General features: G+C 73.8%; 16 protein-coding genes. 3 read left to right on the top strand and 13 right to left on the bottom strand.

Going from position 1 to position 15,040, the window contains the following annotated elements; genetic code table 11:
- A partial coding sequence (locus ACFYON_RS27235) for an endo-1,4-beta-xylanase (protein ID WP_354866026.1) occupies positions 1-268 on the bottom strand: 268 nt, incomplete at its 3' end.
- Between the two features lie 297 nt (positions 269-565).
- Positions 566-997, bottom strand: a complete 432-nt coding sequence (locus tag ACFYON_RS27230; RefSeq protein WP_354866027.1) for a helix-turn-helix domain-containing protein — start codon at positions 995-997, stop codon at positions 566-568.
- 115 nt (positions 998-1,112) lie between these two features.
- On the opposite strand from ACFYON_RS27230, the gene ACFYON_RS27225 reads away from it, so the two are divergent.
- Positions 1,113-2,027 carry an NADP-dependent oxidoreductase gene (locus ACFYON_RS27225; RefSeq protein WP_354866028.1) on the top strand — a complete coding sequence of 305 codons (915 nt, stop codon included), beginning with the start codon at positions 1,113-1,115 and terminating at the stop codon, positions 2,025-2,027.
- On the opposite strand, the gene ACFYON_RS27220 is transcribed toward ACFYON_RS27225, so the two are convergent.
- The 8 genes from ACFYON_RS27220 to ACFYON_RS27185 all read right to left on the bottom strand — a co-directional run bounded on the left by ACFYON_RS27220 (position 2,009) and on the right by ACFYON_RS27185 (position 9,780).
- On the bottom strand, positions 2,009-5,170 hold the full coding sequence (locus ACFYON_RS27220; protein WP_354866029.1) for a helicase HerA domain-containing protein: 3,162 nt from the start codon (positions 5,168-5,170) through the stop codon (positions 2,009-2,011). The two genes, ACFYON_RS27225 and ACFYON_RS27220, sit on opposite strands and share 19 nt — an antisense overlap.
- Positions 5,170-5,820, bottom strand: a complete 651-nt coding sequence (locus ACFYON_RS27215) for a hypothetical protein (protein ID WP_354866031.1) — start codon at positions 5,818-5,820, stop codon at positions 5,170-5,172. Before ACFYON_RS27215 ends, ACFYON_RS27220 begins: the two co-directional genes overlap by 1 nt.
- Positions 5,807-6,799 carry a DUF559 domain-containing protein gene (locus tag ACFYON_RS27210; RefSeq protein ID WP_354866033.1) on the bottom strand — a complete coding sequence of 331 codons (993 nt, stop codon included), beginning with the start codon at positions 6,797-6,799 and terminating at the stop codon, positions 5,807-5,809. The genes ACFYON_RS27215 and ACFYON_RS27210 overlap by 14 nt, the downstream gene beginning before the upstream one ends.
- Positions 6,800-6,910: 111 nt before the next feature.
- Positions 6,911-7,705: an ABC transporter permease gene (locus ACFYON_RS27205; protein ID WP_121686285.1), complete on the bottom strand. Its 795-nt coding sequence runs from the start codon at positions 7,703-7,705 to the stop codon at positions 6,911-6,913.
- The gene (locus ACFYON_RS27200; RefSeq protein ID WP_354866035.1) at positions 7,702-8,607 is read right to left on the bottom strand and encodes an ATP-binding cassette domain-containing protein; all 906 of its coding nucleotides are present in this window, start codon (positions 8,605-8,607) and stop codon (positions 7,702-7,704) included. The genes ACFYON_RS27205 and ACFYON_RS27200 overlap by 4 nt, the downstream gene beginning before the upstream one ends.
- Positions 8,604-8,975: a hypothetical protein gene (locus ACFYON_RS27195; protein ID WP_121686283.1), complete on the bottom strand. Its 372-nt coding sequence runs from the start codon at positions 8,973-8,975 to the stop codon at positions 8,604-8,606. Before ACFYON_RS27195 ends, ACFYON_RS27200 begins: the two co-directional genes overlap by 4 nt.
- Entirely contained in the window at positions 8,975-9,577 is a 603-nt protein-coding gene (locus ACFYON_RS27190; protein ID WP_244933151.1) for a helix-turn-helix domain-containing protein, read from the bottom strand. Before ACFYON_RS27190 ends, ACFYON_RS27195 begins: the two co-directional genes overlap by 1 nt.
- Before the next feature lie 71 nt (positions 9,578-9,648).
- Complete coding sequence (locus tag ACFYON_RS27185) at positions 9,649-9,780, bottom strand: hypothetical protein (RefSeq protein WP_354866037.1); 132 nt, start codon at positions 9,778-9,780, stop codon at positions 9,649-9,651.
- 155 nt (positions 9,781-9,935) lie between these two features.
- On the opposite strand from ACFYON_RS27185, the gene ACFYON_RS27180 reads away from it, so the two are divergent.
- A complete protein-coding gene (locus ACFYON_RS27180) occupies positions 9,936-10,226 on the top strand; it encodes a hypothetical protein (RefSeq protein WP_354866039.1) in 291 nt (96 codons plus the stop codon).
- A 29-nt stretch (positions 10,227-10,255) separates the two neighbouring features.
- Here the strand turns inward: ACFYON_RS27180 and ACFYON_RS27175 are convergent, their stop codons facing one another.
- Positions 10,256-11,029: an SAM-dependent methyltransferase gene (locus ACFYON_RS27175; RefSeq protein ID WP_354866041.1), complete on the bottom strand. Its 774-nt coding sequence runs from the start codon at positions 11,027-11,029 to the stop codon at positions 10,256-10,258.
- Between the two features lie 116 nt (positions 11,030-11,145).
- Here ACFYON_RS27175 and ACFYON_RS27170 point away from each other — a divergent pair, with 116 nt between their 5' ends.
- Positions 11,146-11,625: a hypothetical protein gene (locus tag ACFYON_RS27170; protein WP_354866043.1), complete on the top strand. Its 480-nt coding sequence runs from the start codon at positions 11,146-11,148 to the stop codon at positions 11,623-11,625.
- Here the strand turns inward: ACFYON_RS27170 and ACFYON_RS27165 are convergent.
- A complete protein-coding gene (locus ACFYON_RS27165) occupies positions 11,601-13,973 on the bottom strand; it encodes a glycosyl hydrolase family 65 protein (RefSeq protein WP_354866045.1) in 2,373 nt (790 codons plus the stop codon). The two genes, ACFYON_RS27170 and ACFYON_RS27165, sit on opposite strands and share 25 nt — an antisense overlap.
- Positions 13,974-14,081: 108 nt before the next feature.
- The gene (locus ACFYON_RS27160) at positions 14,082-14,843 is read right to left on the bottom strand and encodes an A24 family peptidase (protein ID WP_354866047.1); all 762 of its coding nucleotides are present in this window, start codon (positions 14,841-14,843) and stop codon (positions 14,082-14,084) included.
- Positions 14,844-15,040: the final 197 nt, after the last annotated feature.

Raw genomic sequence — 15,040 nt, 5'->3', positions numbered from 1 at the left:
TGGGCTGGAGCGCCTCCGGCTTCATCTCGTTCTCGGCCGTGATCATGTTGAACTCACGCGCCGCGATCGTGCTGTACGTCGAGTCGTTCAGCCGGTTCGCCGCGACGGCGGTGCCGAAGTACCGGCCGGACTGCGCCGCGGCGGCGCCGAGCGTGCTCGCCGCCGCCTGGGCCAGGCTGGGCACCACGAGCGCGGCACCGGCCAGTGCCAGCGCGCTGGTGACGGCGGCCAGCACCACACGGTGGCTGCGCCTCGGTAGATGTTTCATGACACTCCTCTGCATATCGGACGATGATGCGCCGGCGATGCCCGGCTGGACGCGGGTTGGAGCGGTTGTGCGCCCACCCGCGTCACTGCCCTGAAACTTTTCGAAGATGTACCGGTAACTTCCCTGGGAAGATATCCGCGACGGCACGATCGGTCAATGTCGATGTTCAGTCGAACAGGGGCGCAACCCGGCTGATCAGGGCGTCAGGCCATCGAGGGACGTCGCAGGGCAGTGCCCGGCCCGAGCGCCGACAAGCGCGACGAGGACCGAAAGTTTCGGAGAACTCCGGCGTGGCGGTCAGCGATCGGCGGCGGCGTCGTACCGCTCGCGATTGGCGTGCACCTCGTCCATGTGCGCCTCGGCCCACAGCTTCATGCCGTACATGAGCTGGTGCAGCGACTGACCGAGGTCGGTCAGCCCGTAGGTGACGGTCACCGGCACGCTCGGCGTCACGGTGCGGGTGACCAGGCCGTCGCGTTCCAGCGAGCGCAACGTCTGGGTGAGCATCTTCTGACTGACCCCGGCCAGCCGGCGGGACAGTTCGGAGTAGCGCATGACCCGCGGCTCCGCGTTGCGGTCCGGGCCGTCGCGGCCCAGCGCGGCCAGGATCAGCGCCACCCACTTGTCGGAGATCCGGTCCAGGAGTTGCCGGCTCGGGCATTCGGCGAGGAACGCGTCGTACGCGTCCCGCGCCTGCGCCCGCCGCTGCGCCGCCGTCTGCGTCGGCATCGTCCGCGCCTCCTACCCGGGGGTACCCAACGCACTCCGAAGTGCGTACTTCCCGAAAGAAAGTTACCCCTCCATCGTGGAGCAGGAACACCCTCACGAACAAGGAGACACGATCATGGGTACGCGTACCTTCCGCGCCGCCGTCGTCCGCACGCCCGGCGGACCTGAGTCGATCGAGATCATCGACGTCCCGCAGCGCGAGCCGGGGCCCGGCGAGGTCCGGGTGGACGTCGCGGCGGCACCTGTCAACCCGGCCGACCTCGGGGTCGTCGGCGGTTTCTTCCACTCGATCGGGCTCATCCACCAGCCCGACCACACCGGACTCGGCTGGGACTTCGCCGGTGTCGTCGCCGCGACCGGGCCCGGCGTCGACCTCGCCGTGGGCACCCGGGTCGCCGGACTGGTCGGCGGGTTCGACCGCGACTTCGGCACCTACGCCGAGCAGCTCGTCGTACCCGTGTCCGACCTGGCTGTCGTACCCGATGGCCTGGATCTGGTGGCAGCGGCGACAGTGCCGCTCAACGGCCAGACCGCGGCGCAGATCGTCGACCTGCTCGGCGACGCGCCCGACGGCGGCCGGCTGCTGGTCACCGGCGCGGCCGGCGCGGTCGGCGGCTACGTCGTGCCGCTCGCCCGGGACCGGGGATGGCGGGTGACCGGCCTGGCGCGGGCCGGGGACGAGAAGTTCGTCCGCGACCTCGGCGCCGACTTCACCACCACCGCCGAGCCGGGCTGGGACGCCGTCGCCGACGCCGCCGGGTGGCAGGAACAGGGGTTCGCGCTGGTCCGCGACGGCGGCGTGTTCGTCGGCGTACGGCCGAACGCCCTGCCCGCCGCCGAGCGCGGAGTCACTGTGCGCGCGGTCGACGTGCGCCCCGACGGCGCACTCCTGGCCGACCTGCTCGCCCGCACCGCCGCCGGTGAGCTGCCCGCGCGGGTGCACACGGTGGTGCCGCTGGACCAGGTGGCCGACGCGCACCGGGCGGTGGCGAAGGGCGGGGTACGCGGACGCTACGTGCTGCGCCCCTGACCGCCGCGCGCCCGGTCCAGCACCTGCTCGACGGTGAGCGGGCTACGCGGATGGTGGGTCAGCGACAACGGCGTACGGATCTTGCCGGGTGCGGCGCCCTCGGCGGCGAGGTAGAACTCGCCGACCGTCAGGCGGGAGATGTCCGGCACGTCACCGCCCTTGGCCCGGGCCATCTCGCGGGCCGCCTCGATCTGGATCGGGCTGTTCATCAGGCCGTAGAGCTGGGTCGCCGCGTTGCCGGGGATGCGGTTGTGCAGCCCCTTCGGCGCCTGCGTGGCGAAGATCAGCCCGAGCCCGTACTTGCGGGCCTGGGCGGCGAGCGCCAGCGTGCTCTGGGTGCACGCGGTCATCGCGCCCGACGGGGCGAACGTCTGCGCCTCGTCCATGATGAGCAGCCCGAGCAGCGGGCGGTCCCCGGCCGGGTTCTTCTTGATCCAGGCGAACAACGCCATCTGGAGCTGGTTGACGAAGCTCTGCCGTACGTCGTCGGACGGCAGCCCCACCAGGCTGACCACGGAGACGCGGGCCCGCTTGCCGGGCGCGGGGGTGAGGAGCACGCCGGGGTCCATCGGCGTGCCCTCGCCGCCGAACAGCGGGTCGTTCACCATGGCGGCGGTGAGGGTCTGCGCCAGGCTGAGGCCGATCTTGTCGGCGTCGTCCAGGTCGATGATCCCGTCCGGCAGGTCGGCGAGCGTGTCGATCAACCCCGGCAACCGGGAGCCGCCGCGCCGGCCGTAGTGCTCGACGGCCTTGCGCAGCACAGCCAGCCCGAGGTGCGCCCGGGTGGCCCGTCCGGTCACCATGGCGCGCGGTGCGAGGGACGCGACGGCCGCCTCGACGGCCTCGGCGAACTCGTCCGGGTCGTCGCGTACGCCGGTGAAGTCGGGCAGCGGCTGGAAGCTCAGCGGGCGGCCCGAGTTGCGGCGCGGCGTCCAGACGACGACGTCGGTGTGCGCGAGGTAGTCCCGGGCCCGGTCCGCGTCGCCCGGTCGCCACTGTGGCGGCAGCTCGGGCCATTCCTCGCCGAGGCGGGCGAGGTCGTTGTTGGGGTCGAGCACGATGGCGGAGACGCCCGCCAGCGCGCACTCCTCGACGATGCGGCGGATGAGGACGGTCTTGCCGGAGCCGGAGCCGGCGAAGATCGTGGTGTGCTTGCGCAGCGCCTCAAGCGCCAGCGGCACCGGTTGCCCGTCGTCGTACCCGTACCCGATGACGAAGGACGGCTCGGACGGGGCGGCGGCGGTGGCGGCCGGCACCGGCTCGGCGGGTTCCGGCGGAGGCCCGGCGTCGGTGGTCCAGCGGTCCACATCGGCCAGCGCGTGCTGGAGGAACTTCAGCTCCCGGGTCGGCCGGTGCGCGACCAGCCAGCCCTGGAGGTCCATGGTGGCCTCGGCGAGCATGACCCGCAACGCGGCCAGGATGCGCACGTCCTCCTCGTCGATGCCGAGCGTCTGACCGCCCGCCTCGGTGAACGCGGCGACCGCCTTGCTGGTGGCCGCGCTCGCCGACCAGGCGCGGTTGCGCAGCAGGAACAGCTTCCGCCGGCCCGAGCCGGTGTCGAGGGCGGCGGAAACGCTCGCCTTGCGGAGCCGGGCCAGCGCGGCGTTGCCGTGGTGATCGTCGGCGATCGCCCGGAAACACCAGTGCACCTGGTCCTCGGTGCGCTCGTCGAGCGTGAGCCGCAGCCGGGCGTGCAGCGGCGGTTCGGTGCTCGGGGGCGGGTCGACGCTGAACGCCTCGCCCGCGTCGCCCCGCTCCAGGATCCAGGCGGTGAGCCCGGCCGCGAGCAGCGGCGGCATCATCTCGTCCTCGGACGCGCGCCGCAGCGGGCCGGTGACGTCGGCGGCCGCCCGCAGCTCGGCGAACCGGGCGTCGTACCGGTCCATCTCCTCGCCGGTGGCGGTGACCGGGGCGGGCCGGGACGCCCGGGGTTCGGCGGTGGGTGGCTCGCCGAGCGTGGTCATCTCCCGGACCTGGTCGTCGGCGATGCACTCGCGGATGTGCCTGTCGATCTCGATGAGCAGTTGGCGCGGGGTGAACGCGCCGGCCTCGGCGAAGGCGCGCGGGGACACCGGCCACGACGGGTACGGCGGCACGAACCCCGCCTCCCGGTAGCGGACGGTGAACCGCTTCTCGATGATCGCCCGAGCCAGGTCGGCGTCGTCGATCCGGCGCAGCCGCGGCGTCTCGCGGAACCGGTCGGCCACGGTGTCGGCGGCGGCGGACCTGATGACGGTCCACGAGTTCGGGATGCAGGCGAGGACGGTGAGCGTGCGCCGGGTCGACTGCCGCAACGCCATCAGGCCGTCCGCCATCCGGGCCAGCATCAGCGCCTGCTCCGGGCTCATCGCGGCGGCGCCCGCCAGCGCCGGGTCGCTCTGGATCGCCAACTGGGCGATCAGCGTGTCGATCTGGTCGATCGCCACCACCGACGGGCCGGTGAGGGCGAGCAGCCAGGACAGGTCCTGCACGATCTGCTGGGCCGGGCGCGGGACGCGGCGCATGCCCCAGGCCGCGCGTTCCCCGGCGACCATCTCCTCACCGGAGAGGAAGTAGTTCTCCGCGACGTCGCGGTGGGCGATGTTCTCGGAGGCGCTGAGCGCCAGCGCCCGGGCCGTCTCCTGACAGGTACGGGCGGTGTGCCTGTCGAAGTCACCGAGCCCGTCCAGGAAGGCGTCGAGCGCCGCCTTCGTCAGTTCGGTGTCGCCCATGACGGCCCGGCGTGCCGTCCGGGGCGCCCCGACCTTCGCGGACAACCGCCGCAGCAGCAGTTTGAGCTGCGTCTCGCTGCTGCCGGGCACCGGCCGGGACAGGCCGTCGAGCATCGCGGCCAGCACACCGTCCCAGAAGCCGCCGGCGTCGAGCAGGCCGACCAGGAAGAAGTAGCCGCCGCGCTCCTGCACCTGCTGGCGGATCACGCCCAGCAGGTGGGTCTTGCCGGAGCCTCGCTGGCCCTGGACGACCAGGCCGAGCGGGCTGCCGTGCGGGTTTCGCGCGGCCTCGTCCACCCCGGCGAGGACCTCCCGCACCACCGGTACGTGCAGGCCGTCGACGTGGAAGGGCAGTGGGCGCCACACGTCGTCGGGCACCGGCGCCCAGTCGAACCGCAGGGCGGCCAGCGCGTTCCGTTCCGCCTCGTCCATTACCCGCCGATCGCCAGCAGGTGATTGTCCTGCCCGCCGAGGCGAAGCGCGGCCTCGATGTCGGCCCCGGTGAGCGTCTTCTGATTCGACTCCGGCGCGATGGTGACGCCCTCGGAGCGGCTGAGCCGGCGCAGGGCCTCGTCCAGGTCGCCGCGCGGCACGTCGGCGAAGAACGGCCGCAGCCGGCGCAGGCTCACCCAGGCGCCGGGCTCGTCGGCGAGCGCCCGGTACGCGGCGACGACACGGGCCTCCACCGACCCGGACGGTTCGGGAGCCGAGGCGGCGGGCGCGCGCACGTCGGTGAGCGCGAAGAGTTCGGCGAGCGTCGCGCAGCCGCTGCGGGCCAGGACCCGATCACGCAGGCTCACCTGCAACGCGGTGAGCGCGGCGCCGAGCGCACTCGCCCCGCGCAGCGCGAAGTCCAGGTCGCTCTGCATCCGTACCCAGCCCTTGTCGTCCAGTTGCAGCGCGTACGTCGGTCCGCTCTTGCGGCTGGCGACGTAGTGCAGGCGGGTGAGCTTGTCGCGCTGCGGCTTGCGTACGACCAGGCCGTAACGGTCCCGCAGTTCGGTGCTCAGCACCTCCCGCGCCTCGGCCATGAGCACGACGAGGATCGCGCTCTCGGATGCGGTCAGGTCATCGCCGGCCATGGTGCCGTCCTTCCGCCAGGTCTCGGCGACGGGCCCGCAGAAAGGTGCCGATCTGCGTGACCACGGTGCCGACGTCGTGGACTACTCGGGCATTGGTGAAGCGCAGGACGGCATAGCCGTCCAGTTGCAACTGGACGTCCCGTTGCCGGTCGGCCTCGAAGCGGACCGGGCGGCAGTGCTCCGGGCCGTCGATCTCCACCACGCACCGCTCGTCCGGCCACACTAGATCCAGACGTACCGGCGCGGAAAGGCGGTGCGACTGGTAGTTCTGGTTCCATGTCCGCCCGGCCGACCAGCTCTGCGCCGCCAGCGCCGCCTCCAGCCTCTTCTCCGCGTCGCTGCCCGGATGCGGCCGGCCTGCCACCGGCGCGTACCCGGCGGGCCCGGCCAGCGGCGCGACGGGGAACGCCGGAATCCCCTCCAGCCCGGCCGCGCCCGCTCCGACCAGCCAGACCGGCGGGCCGCCGTGCTGCACGAGCCACGCGCCCCCGGCCGCGACCACGGCGGCGTCGCCGTGGACCGGCTCGATCAGCAGCACCACCTTCCGCCGCCCGAACGCCCCGGCCACCAGACGCGCCAGCGCGGCAGCCCGTACACGCAGCGGAAGCGTCGTGGCGCTCGGCCGCCGCCCGGTGACCGCGAGGACGGCCAGGTCGCTCAGGAAGGAGCCGGGGTAACGGTCCCGGCGCGACCGGGCAGCGGCCGCGGCGCGCACGGCGGCGAGTCCGGAGATGTCCGGGCGGACACCGTCAGCGGCCTCGGGCAGCCACGCCGGGAGCAGTTCGACGGCGACCTGTTCGAGCCGGTCCAGCGCGGCGTGCGCGAAGTCCGCCGGCATGGCGTACGCCGAGGCCGGGCGATGCACGACGGCGGCCGGTTCCGCGTGGTCGCGGGCGATCGTCATGGCGACCGCGTCGGTGTCCGCGCCGGGCAGGGCGACGACGCGGTCGGTCGGCAGACCGGCGAGGACCGGATCCATGCAGCGTCGACCCTCCCCCACCGTCGCCCCTGAGCGTCGGAGGACCAGAGTACGAATCGTCTTCGGCCGGCGCCAGCCCTGATACGCCGGACGGCGACGACGCGGCGACGCTCAGGTGATGTCGCGGCGCATCGGGACGACCACGGCGATCGCGGCGGCGGCGACCGCGTACCCGGTCAGCAGCAGGGCGCCCGCCGCCGGTGGCAGGAGTGCGACGGCGTCGCTGCCGAGCTGCGCGGACATCGCGTCGGCGACGTAGGTGAAGTCGGTGAGCGCGGCGGTGGCTCCGCCGGGCAGGAGCGGGTAGATCGCGTTGACGCCGGGGATCATCATCAGGACGGGCTCGGCCAGGTACAGGTAGCCGACGACCACGCACACGGCCGCGATCTGGTTGCGGAGCAGGGCGCCCACGCCGGTGCCGACGAGCAGGTAGACCGCCATCGCGACGCCGATGCGGGCGAGCAGCGCCAGCACCGTGGGAGCGGGCAGGCCCAGCGACACGCCACGCACGGCGGCGACCGCGAACAGGGCCACCGCGGCGGAGCCGGCCAGCGCGATCCCGTAGCCGAGGCCGACGATCGCGTGGGTGGCGAGTTTGGCGGCGAGCACCCGCCCTCGGCGCGGCGCGAACAGGAACGTGACGGCGGCGGTGCCGTGCCGGTATTCCGACGTGGCCGCGAGGGCGCCGGCGGCGGCCGGCACGAAGGCGGTGAAGCCGAGGATGCCGAGGATCGACCGCAGGCCCTCCTCGGTGTGCAGTCCGGGCATCGGCGGGTCGAAGTTCTCCGGTCCGACGAGCGCCATCAGCCCGACCAGGCCGCCGCCGAGCGCGACGGCGGTGAGCAGCAGCCCGCCCCACATCCGGGTCGCCAGCACCCGGCGTAGTTCTGCTCTGAGCAGGTTCATCGGGCCTCCGCCGGGTCGGTGGTCAGGTCGAGGAAGAGCTGTTCGAGGCTTGTGGTCTCGGTGACCAGCTCGTGGATGCGCAGACGGTGGTCCGCGGCGAGGTCGGCGACGCGTGGCGCGTCCAGTCCGCGTACCCGCAGGCGGCCGGGCCCGGCGGCCTCGACGGACCCGGCGGCGGCCGTCAGTGCGGTGGCCAGGGCGTCCGCGTCCGGCGAGGTGACGAGCACCGTCGGCGGGCCGGTGAGCCGGGACCACGGCCCGGCTGCGACGAGTTCGCCGCGCCGGATCACCACCACGTCGTCCACCATCTGCTGGACCTCGTGCAGGACGTGGCTGGAGACCAGCACTGTGCGGCCCTCGTCGGCGAGCCGGCGCAGCAGGCCGCGCAGCCACGACACGCCTTCCGGGTCCAGGCCGTTCGACGGTTCGTCGAGCAGCAGGACGCGAGGGTCGCCGAGCAGCGCCGTGGCGAGGCTGAGCCGTTGGCGCATGCCGGTGGAGAACCCCCGGGTACGACGGTCGGCGGCGTGCGCGAGGCCGAGCAGGTCCAGCAGCTCCGCGACGCGGCTGTCCGGGCAGCCGGCCATCGCGGCGTAGAGGCGCAGGTGGTCACGGGCGGTGTGGCCGGGGTGGAACGCGTTGCCGTCGAACACCGCGCCGACGATCCGCGACGGCTGGGGCAGCCGGCCGTAGGGCTGTCCGCCGATCGTGGCGGTGCCGCTGGTCGGCGTCACCAGTCCGGTCAGCATGCGCAGCGTGGTGGTCTTGCCGGCGCCGTTCGGGCCGAGGAAGCCGGTGACCGCGCCGGGCCGCACGGTGAAGGTCAGATCGTGTACGGCGGTGACGTCGCCGTAGCGTTTGGTCAGGCCCGACGCCTCGATCGACAGGTGGTCGCCGGTCATGGCCGGCTCCTCGTCGCGCGCCCGATCGTCTCGGCGAGGCCCGCTGCGGCCGGGTCGGAGACGACGACCTCGTCGAACTCTCCGCCGGCCGCCGCGCGGTCCAGCACCAGGTGCAGGCCGGGCTGACCCCGCCGGGCCGCCACGAGCTGCCGGGGGCCGCCGAAGATGCCCCAGACGCCGATCTTGGCGAAGCCGGACACCGCGTACCCGCGCCGGGCGCCACGGGCCAGCCGGATCGGCTCGTCCACCGGTGCGGCGTGCCGCACGGCGGCCAGGCGTAGCGCGAACCGCTCCCGCCCGACCCACATCCGTTCCCATCCGGTGAACCGGATGTCGATCACATCGCCGTCGAGGATTACGGAGGCCATCAGTCGTCGCCCTTCGTCGTGTCGGAGTCGTGCGCTGATGTGTGCGTGTCGCCGGGGGTCGCCTGGCGGTCGGCGGGCATCAGGATGGTCGCCAGCAGCCGGGGGATCCGTCCGTCGCCGGGCCCTCTGGCGAGCAACGGGCCGACCAGCGCGTTGAGCCCGGCCGCGAACTCGTGCAGCTCGGCGTCGGTCAGGTGCAGTACGAGCTGCTGGTATCCGACGCCGTCGGCGACGAAGTCGACGGAGTCCCGCGCCAGGTAGCGGGAGAACTCGGACAGCAGGCTCGACACGAACGCGGTGAAGTAGCGCGCGTGGTCCTCCGGCGTCGCCGCCGCCAGGGCCGCCGGGTCCAGCGCCGCGCCGTGCGCGGGCAGCGCGTACACCCGCTCGACGGCGCCGCGGACCTTGCGCTCCTCCACCACGTCGAGCATCCCGGTCTTCACGAGCGTCGCCAGGTGCCGGTAGAGCGTGGCCTGCGGGACGTCGGGCAGCAGCTCGACCAGGTCGTGAGTGGTCACCCGGGCACCCGCGGCCGCGCGCAGGATGCGGATCCGCACCGGGTGCAGTGCGGTCTCCGCCCACCGCTCCATCGACGTCGTCACGCCACAGACGTTATCACTATCGAGAACGATAATGGTAGGGCGTGAGCGAGAACCGCGCCGGAAGGCGGCGGTCAGGCGGACGGGCGGGTGTGGTGGGCCAGCACTCGCGACAGGAGCCGGGTCAGGTCCGCGCGCTCGTCCGGCGACAGCGGCGCGAGCAGGTCGTCCTGGACGGCGGCGAGCCGCTTCTCCAGCCGCCGCAACTCGCCGACGACGTCCGGTCGTTCTTCCGGAACCTGCGGTGACAGCGGTGCCTGATCAGCGGGCTCTACGCGGTGCGCAAGCCGGAGAAGCTGTCCCACATGACCCGGGAGACCACGCTGCGCCGGTGAGCACGCGATCGTGCGACGATCGCCGGATGAGCAGCCCCGCCTCCCCCGACATCAGCGCCCTCGCCATCAACGTGACGGTGCCGGAGGAGTTGCGCTGGACCGACACCCGGCGCGGCGAGGAGTTCACGCTGACCACGCTCAACATCCGGCTGCTGCCGGACGGGCGCCTCGCCGCGAAGGCGTACGGCCGGCCCACGGCGGGCGGACGCGGCGCGTACGTGTCGTTCCGGGTACCCGACCGGCCGGAGCTGGCCGCGCTCGTGGCGGCGGCCGACCGGGCCGCCGCGCTGTGGGCCGCGCACGGCGGCCTGGACTGACGCGAGCGGCCTGGACTGACGACGACGGGTCAGCGGCGGACGCCCACCCCGCCGTACCCGTGCGACACCCCCAGTTGCGGTTCGCCGTCGGGCCGCCAGTCCGCCACCTTGACCAGACCCGGCTCGACCAGCTCGTATCCGTCGAGGAAGCGGGCCACCTCGTCGCGGCTGCGCGGCACCAGCGGGGAGCTGCTGCGGCGGTAGATCGCCGTGCCCTGCTCGGTGGGCAGCGTCGGCAGACCGTCCAGCGTGAGGTGGGACAGCGCGAGCACGCTGCCCGGCACTGTGGCGTCGCGCAGCGTCGCCACCGCCGCGTACGGGTCGTCGGCGTCGGGCACGAAGTGCAGGACCGCGAGCAGCAGCACCGCCACCGGCTCGGACAGGTCGATGGTGGCCCGCAGCGTCGGGTCGGCCAGCAGCTCGTCGGGACGCCGCAGGTCACCCTGGAGCACCACGGTGCGGCCGTCGGCGGGCAGCAACCGCTGGGCGTACGCGACGGCGACCTCGTCGTGGTCGACGTAGACCACCCGGGCGTCGGGGTGTACCGCGCGGACCACCTCGTGCACGTTGCCCTGGGTGGGCAGGCCGGCGCCGATGTCGAGGAACTGGCGTACGCCCTGCTCGGCCGCCCAGAGCACGACCCGGCGCAGGAACGCGCGGTTGCTCTGCGCGGCGACGCCGGTGTCCGGGAAGATCTTCAGGATCTCCTCGGCGGCGGCGCGGTCGGCGGCGAAGTTGTGGCAGCCGCCGAGGTAGTAGTCGTACATCCGGGCCACATTGGGTCGGTTCTCAGCCTCCGTCACGCCTCGATGTCTAGCACCCTGCGCGACACACCGCTGACCCGCGGTGTCGGTGATCCGGTTGATACCGCCCTCCACCTGGTACGACGGTGGGACACACCATGGCGAGGAGGTACCCGATGGCAGGTGGACGGGAGACAGTGGAGGTCGAGCCGGTGGTGTTCCGCGCCGTCTACGACTCGCCCGCGTCGCTGCCCGGGCGGCACCGGTGGACCACCCCGGAGGCGGACGTGCGGCGGCTGGAGAAGCTGCTGAACATGCCGGCGCGCAGCATCGGCGCACCGCTGTGGGTCAGCGGCGACGAGCCGGACTGCCCGAAGTGCGGCCGGCGGGTCACCTGGTACGACATCGTCGCGTCCGCGCTGCACGGCGTGCACGACCACACGATGATCGCGCGGGTGATCCTCGGTGAGCGCAAGTACGTGAACACCGAGGTGCCGGACGCGATCCCGGGTGTCCACTGTGCCGACTGCCGCACCCCGATCACCGGGTTGCGCAGCTTCAAGTGCCACAACTGGGCGTACGCGTTCGAGGCGCTGGAGGAGGTCGTCGCCCGGATGTCCGGCCTGCCGGTTCAGTCGCCGCCGGCCGCCTCCTGAGCGCGCCGTTCGGGACGGCGGCCGGGTGGGGCCTGCGGCTCGGGGCCGGGGTCGGGCACCCGCGGCATCGGCCGGGTGACCGGCCCGTCGCCGGTGACCCGGAGCTGCTCGCCGTGGTGCCACAGCTCCACCGCGTCGTCCGGACCGGCGTCCGGCAGCTCGTAGCGGGCCTCCCGCTCGGTGAGCGTGACCCGCAGCCGCTGCCCGCGCCGGCGCAGGTGGAACGCGAGCCGGGTGATCGGCCCGGGTAGCCGCGGCTCGAAGGAGAGCACGCCCCGATCGTCGCGCAGCCCGCCGAAGCCCTGCGCCACCACCAGCCAAGCGCCGGCCAGGGACGCCAGGTGCAGCCCGTCGGCGGTCTTGTCGCCCAGGTCCGCGAGGTCCTGCAACGCCGTCTCGGCGAACAGGTCGTACGCCAGGTCGAGGTGCCCGACCTCGGCGGCGAGGATGGCCTGCGCGGACGCCGACAGCGACGAGTCCCGGACGGTCCGCGCCTCGTAGTAGGCGACGTTGCGCGTCTTCTCCTCGGCGGTGAACTCCCCCGGGCAGCGCAGCATGGCCAGCACCAGGTCGGCCTGCTTGACCACCTGTTTGCGGTACAGCTCCTGGTAGGGGAAGTGCAGCAGCAGCGGGTAGTCGTCCTCGCCGGTGCCGGCGAAGTCCCACTCCGGCTGGGCGGTGAACCCGGCCGACTGCTCGTGCACACCGCGCTTGCCGTCGTACGGGACGAACATCGCGTCGGCGGCGGCCCGCCAGCCGGCCACCTCGGCGGTGTCGACGCCGAGCCGCGCGGCCACCTCCGGGCAGTCCTCCGCGGCGTCGGCGGCGCCGCGCAGGTTACGCCGGGCCATCAGGTTGGTGAAGACGTTGTCGTCGACGAGCGCGGAGTACTCGTCCGGGCCGGTGACGCCGGTCAGGTGGAACGCGCCGCCGTCGTCGAAGTGGCCGTAGCCGTGCCACAGCCGGGCCGTCTCGATCAGCACCTCGGCGCCGCACTCGGCGAGGAACTCCGTGTCGCCGGTGACCGCGACGTACCGCAGCACCGCGTCCGCGATGTCCGCGTTGACGTGCAGGCCCGCGCTGCCGGCCGGCCAGTAGCCGGAGCACTCCCGGCCGCTGAGCGTCCGCCACGGGTAGGTGGCGCCGGTCAGGCGCAGCTCGGCCGCGCGTTCCCGGGCCTCCGGCAGGTGGGCGTGCCGCCAGCGCAGCGCCGAGCGGGCCAGCTCCGGCGCCAGGTACGTCAGCACCGGCAGCACGTACCCCTCGGTGTCCCAGAGCACGTGCCCGTCGTAGCCGTTGCCGGTCAGCCCCTTGGCCGGGATGGTCCGGTCGCCGTCGGCGCGGCCGGACTGGAGCAGGTGGAACACCGAGAACCGCACCGCGAGTTGCAGCTCCGGGTCGCCGTCCAGCTCGACGTCGGCGGTGGCCCACGCCGCGTCGAGCGCGGCGCGCTGCTCGGCGAGCAGGGTGTCGAAGCCGTCGTTCCGGGCCGCGTCCGCCTCCGCGACGACCAGGTCGGCCAGCTCAGCGGCCGGCGTGCCGTCGACGTCCGCGCACTCGTACGCGGCGAACCGGGTGACCCGGATCCGCTCGCCGGGGCGTACCGGGCCGGACAGCGCCAGCCGGAACCGGTCGGCGGTCAGTTCGGTGTCGGTGGCGACCTCGTCGGGCGCCTCGATCCGGTGCGCGACGGCGACGGCGACCCGCTGGCCGCTGCGCCCGGTCCGGTGCACGAGCACGCCGTCGAGTCCGTCCTCGCGGCGGAGTTCGCCGGTGAGCGGATCGTGGATCACCGAGGCGGCCCGGGGGTCGTCGGCGCGTTCCGGCACCCGCTGGTTGGCGAGCAGGTCGGCGCCGGCCCGCAGCCGGACCGGCTCGTCCAGCGGCTCGGCCGCCCAGTCGAGCGCGGCGACCGGACGCCGGGTCAGCGAGACCAGGCGGGTGCTGCGGATGCGCACGCCCCGGCCGCCCGGCGAGACCCACTCGGTCTCCCGGCGGACCACCCCGGCACGCAGGTCCAGTTCCTGGTGGTGGCGCCGGATCGTGCCGGTCCGCAGGTCCAGCGGCTCGTCGTCGACCCAGAGCCGGATCAGGGCGGCGTTCGGCGCGCTGATCACGGTGTCGCTGAGTTCCGGGAACGCGTACCCGCTCTCCGGGTAGCTCAGGTCGTGCTGTTCGTGGAACCCGTTGAGGTAGCTGCCCGGCATGCCGCACGGCTCGCCCTCGTCGAGCGTCCCGCGCCAGCCCACCCAGCCGTTCGCGAGCGCGAAGACGGACTCGGTCTCACCCAGCCGGTCCAGGTCCGCGCTGGTGCGCCGGATCCGCCAACCGTCGTCGCCGTGCGGCACGTGCCCTCCCGAGTCCGAAGTCTGGACGCCACCGAACCAGACCCGACTGGGAGGTGGCTGGGACTCCGGTACCCGTGGCGGCCACGGCCCGCACCTGCGGGTGGCCGATCACACGCTGACGAGCACCAGCGTGGCGGCGGTGCCGAGCACCAGGAACGGCCCGAACGGCAGATGCCCGGACCAGCGGACCCGCCGGGCGGCGAGCAGCACCACCCCGGCCAGCCCGGCGAGGGCGAACGCGAGCACCAGCCCGGTCACCAGCGCCGGCCAGCCGTACCAGCCGAGCAGCGCGCCCGCGCCGAGCGCCAGCTTGGCGTCGCCGAGGCCGAAGCCGCGCCGCCCGAACAGCAGCGTGGTCGCGGCGAAGCCGCCGGCCAGCGCCAGACCGGCCAGGACGGCGCGTATCCACGGGTCCGCCCCGGGACCGGTCAGCGCGGCCACCCCGAGCAGCGCCCACACCCCCGCGGCGGACGGCCAGGTGAGCCGGTCGGGCAGGCGGTGCGCCAGCGCGTCCACGATCGTCATCGGCACCGCCCAGACCAGCCACCACGCCAGTGCCAGCCGCGCGGCGGGCGCGCCGCCGGCGAACACCGGCACCGCCACCGCGAGCAGCAGCGCCGCCTCCACCACAGCGGGCGGCGCACCGATCCGGGCCCGGCAGCCGGGGCAGCGGGCGGCGGGCCCGAGCGCCGGCAGCGGCCGGGCCAGGCCGATCGGGGCGCCGCAGCCGTCGCACGACGTCCGGTCCGGAGACCCCTGCGGTACGGCGTAGCGCGCGACCGCCAGCCGGAGCAGGGGTACGACGGCGAGGGCGGCCGGCAGCCGGGCGTCGACTGTCGATCCGGGACGCCGTACCCGTTCAGCCGTCATGCCGGCCCTCCCGTCCGGTCGCCGTGCGTTCCATCCGGGAGCACGCAGAGTGATTTTGTTCAACTTTCGATGTGACGGTTGCATGCCACACGTGCACCTGACGCGACGCGCCGGCGGTCGCGACGGGCCGCAGCGGACACCCCGGCGGAGCGGCGGGACGGATCGGACGAGCGGCACCCTCCCCACCCATACCGGCG

Source organism: Micromonospora sp. NPDC005686, from assembly GCF_042871665.1.
Taxonomy (GTDB): Bacteria; Actinomycetota; Actinomycetes; order Mycobacteriales; family Micromonosporaceae; genus Micromonospora.
The sequence above is the reverse complement of the archived record's forward strand: the minus strand, read 5'-3'. Positions and strand labels throughout refer to the sequence as shown.

Bases quoted from the DNA above. Each gene is read 5' to 3' on its own strand.
- ACFYON_RS27225 (WP_354866028.1), top strand. From the start codon at position 1,113: ATGGGTACGCGTACCTTCCGCGCCGCCGTCGTCCGCACGCCCGGCGGA.
- ACFYON_RS27220 (WP_354866029.1), bottom strand. From the start codon at position 5,170: ATGGACGAGGCGGAACGGAACGCGCTGGCCGCCCTGCGGTTCGACTGG.
- ACFYON_RS27180 (WP_354866039.1), top strand. From the start codon at position 9,936: ATGAGCAGCCCCGCCTCCCCCGACATCAGCGCCCTCGCCATCAACGTG.
- ACFYON_RS27195 (WP_121686283.1), bottom strand. From the start codon at position 8,975: ATGGCCTCCGTAATCCTCGACGGCGATGTGATCGACATCCGGTTCACC.
- ACFYON_RS27230 (WP_354866027.1), bottom strand. From the start codon at position 997: ATGCCGACGCAGACGGCGGCGCAGCGGCGGGCGCAGGCGCGGGACGCG.
- ACFYON_RS27200 (WP_354866035.1), bottom strand. From the start codon at position 8,607: ATGACCGGCGACCACCTGTCGATCGAGGCGTCGGGCCTGACCAAACGC.
- ACFYON_RS27215 (WP_354866031.1), bottom strand. From the start codon at position 5,820: ATGGCCGGCGATGACCTGACCGCATCCGAGAGCGCGATCCTCGTCGTG.
- ACFYON_RS27160 (WP_354866047.1), bottom strand. From the start codon at position 14,843: ATGACGGCTGAACGGGTACGGCGTCCCGGATCGACAGTCGACGCCCGG.
- ACFYON_RS27170 (WP_354866043.1), top strand. From the start codon at position 11,146: ATGGCAGGTGGACGGGAGACAGTGGAGGTCGAGCCGGTGGTGTTCCGC.
- ACFYON_RS27205 (WP_121686285.1), bottom strand. From the start codon at position 7,705: ATGAACCTGCTCAGAGCAGAACTACGCCGGGTGCTGGCGACCCGGATG.
- ACFYON_RS27210 (WP_354866033.1), bottom strand. From the start codon at position 6,799: ATGGATCCGGTCCTCGCCGGTCTGCCGACCGACCGCGTCGTCGCCCTG.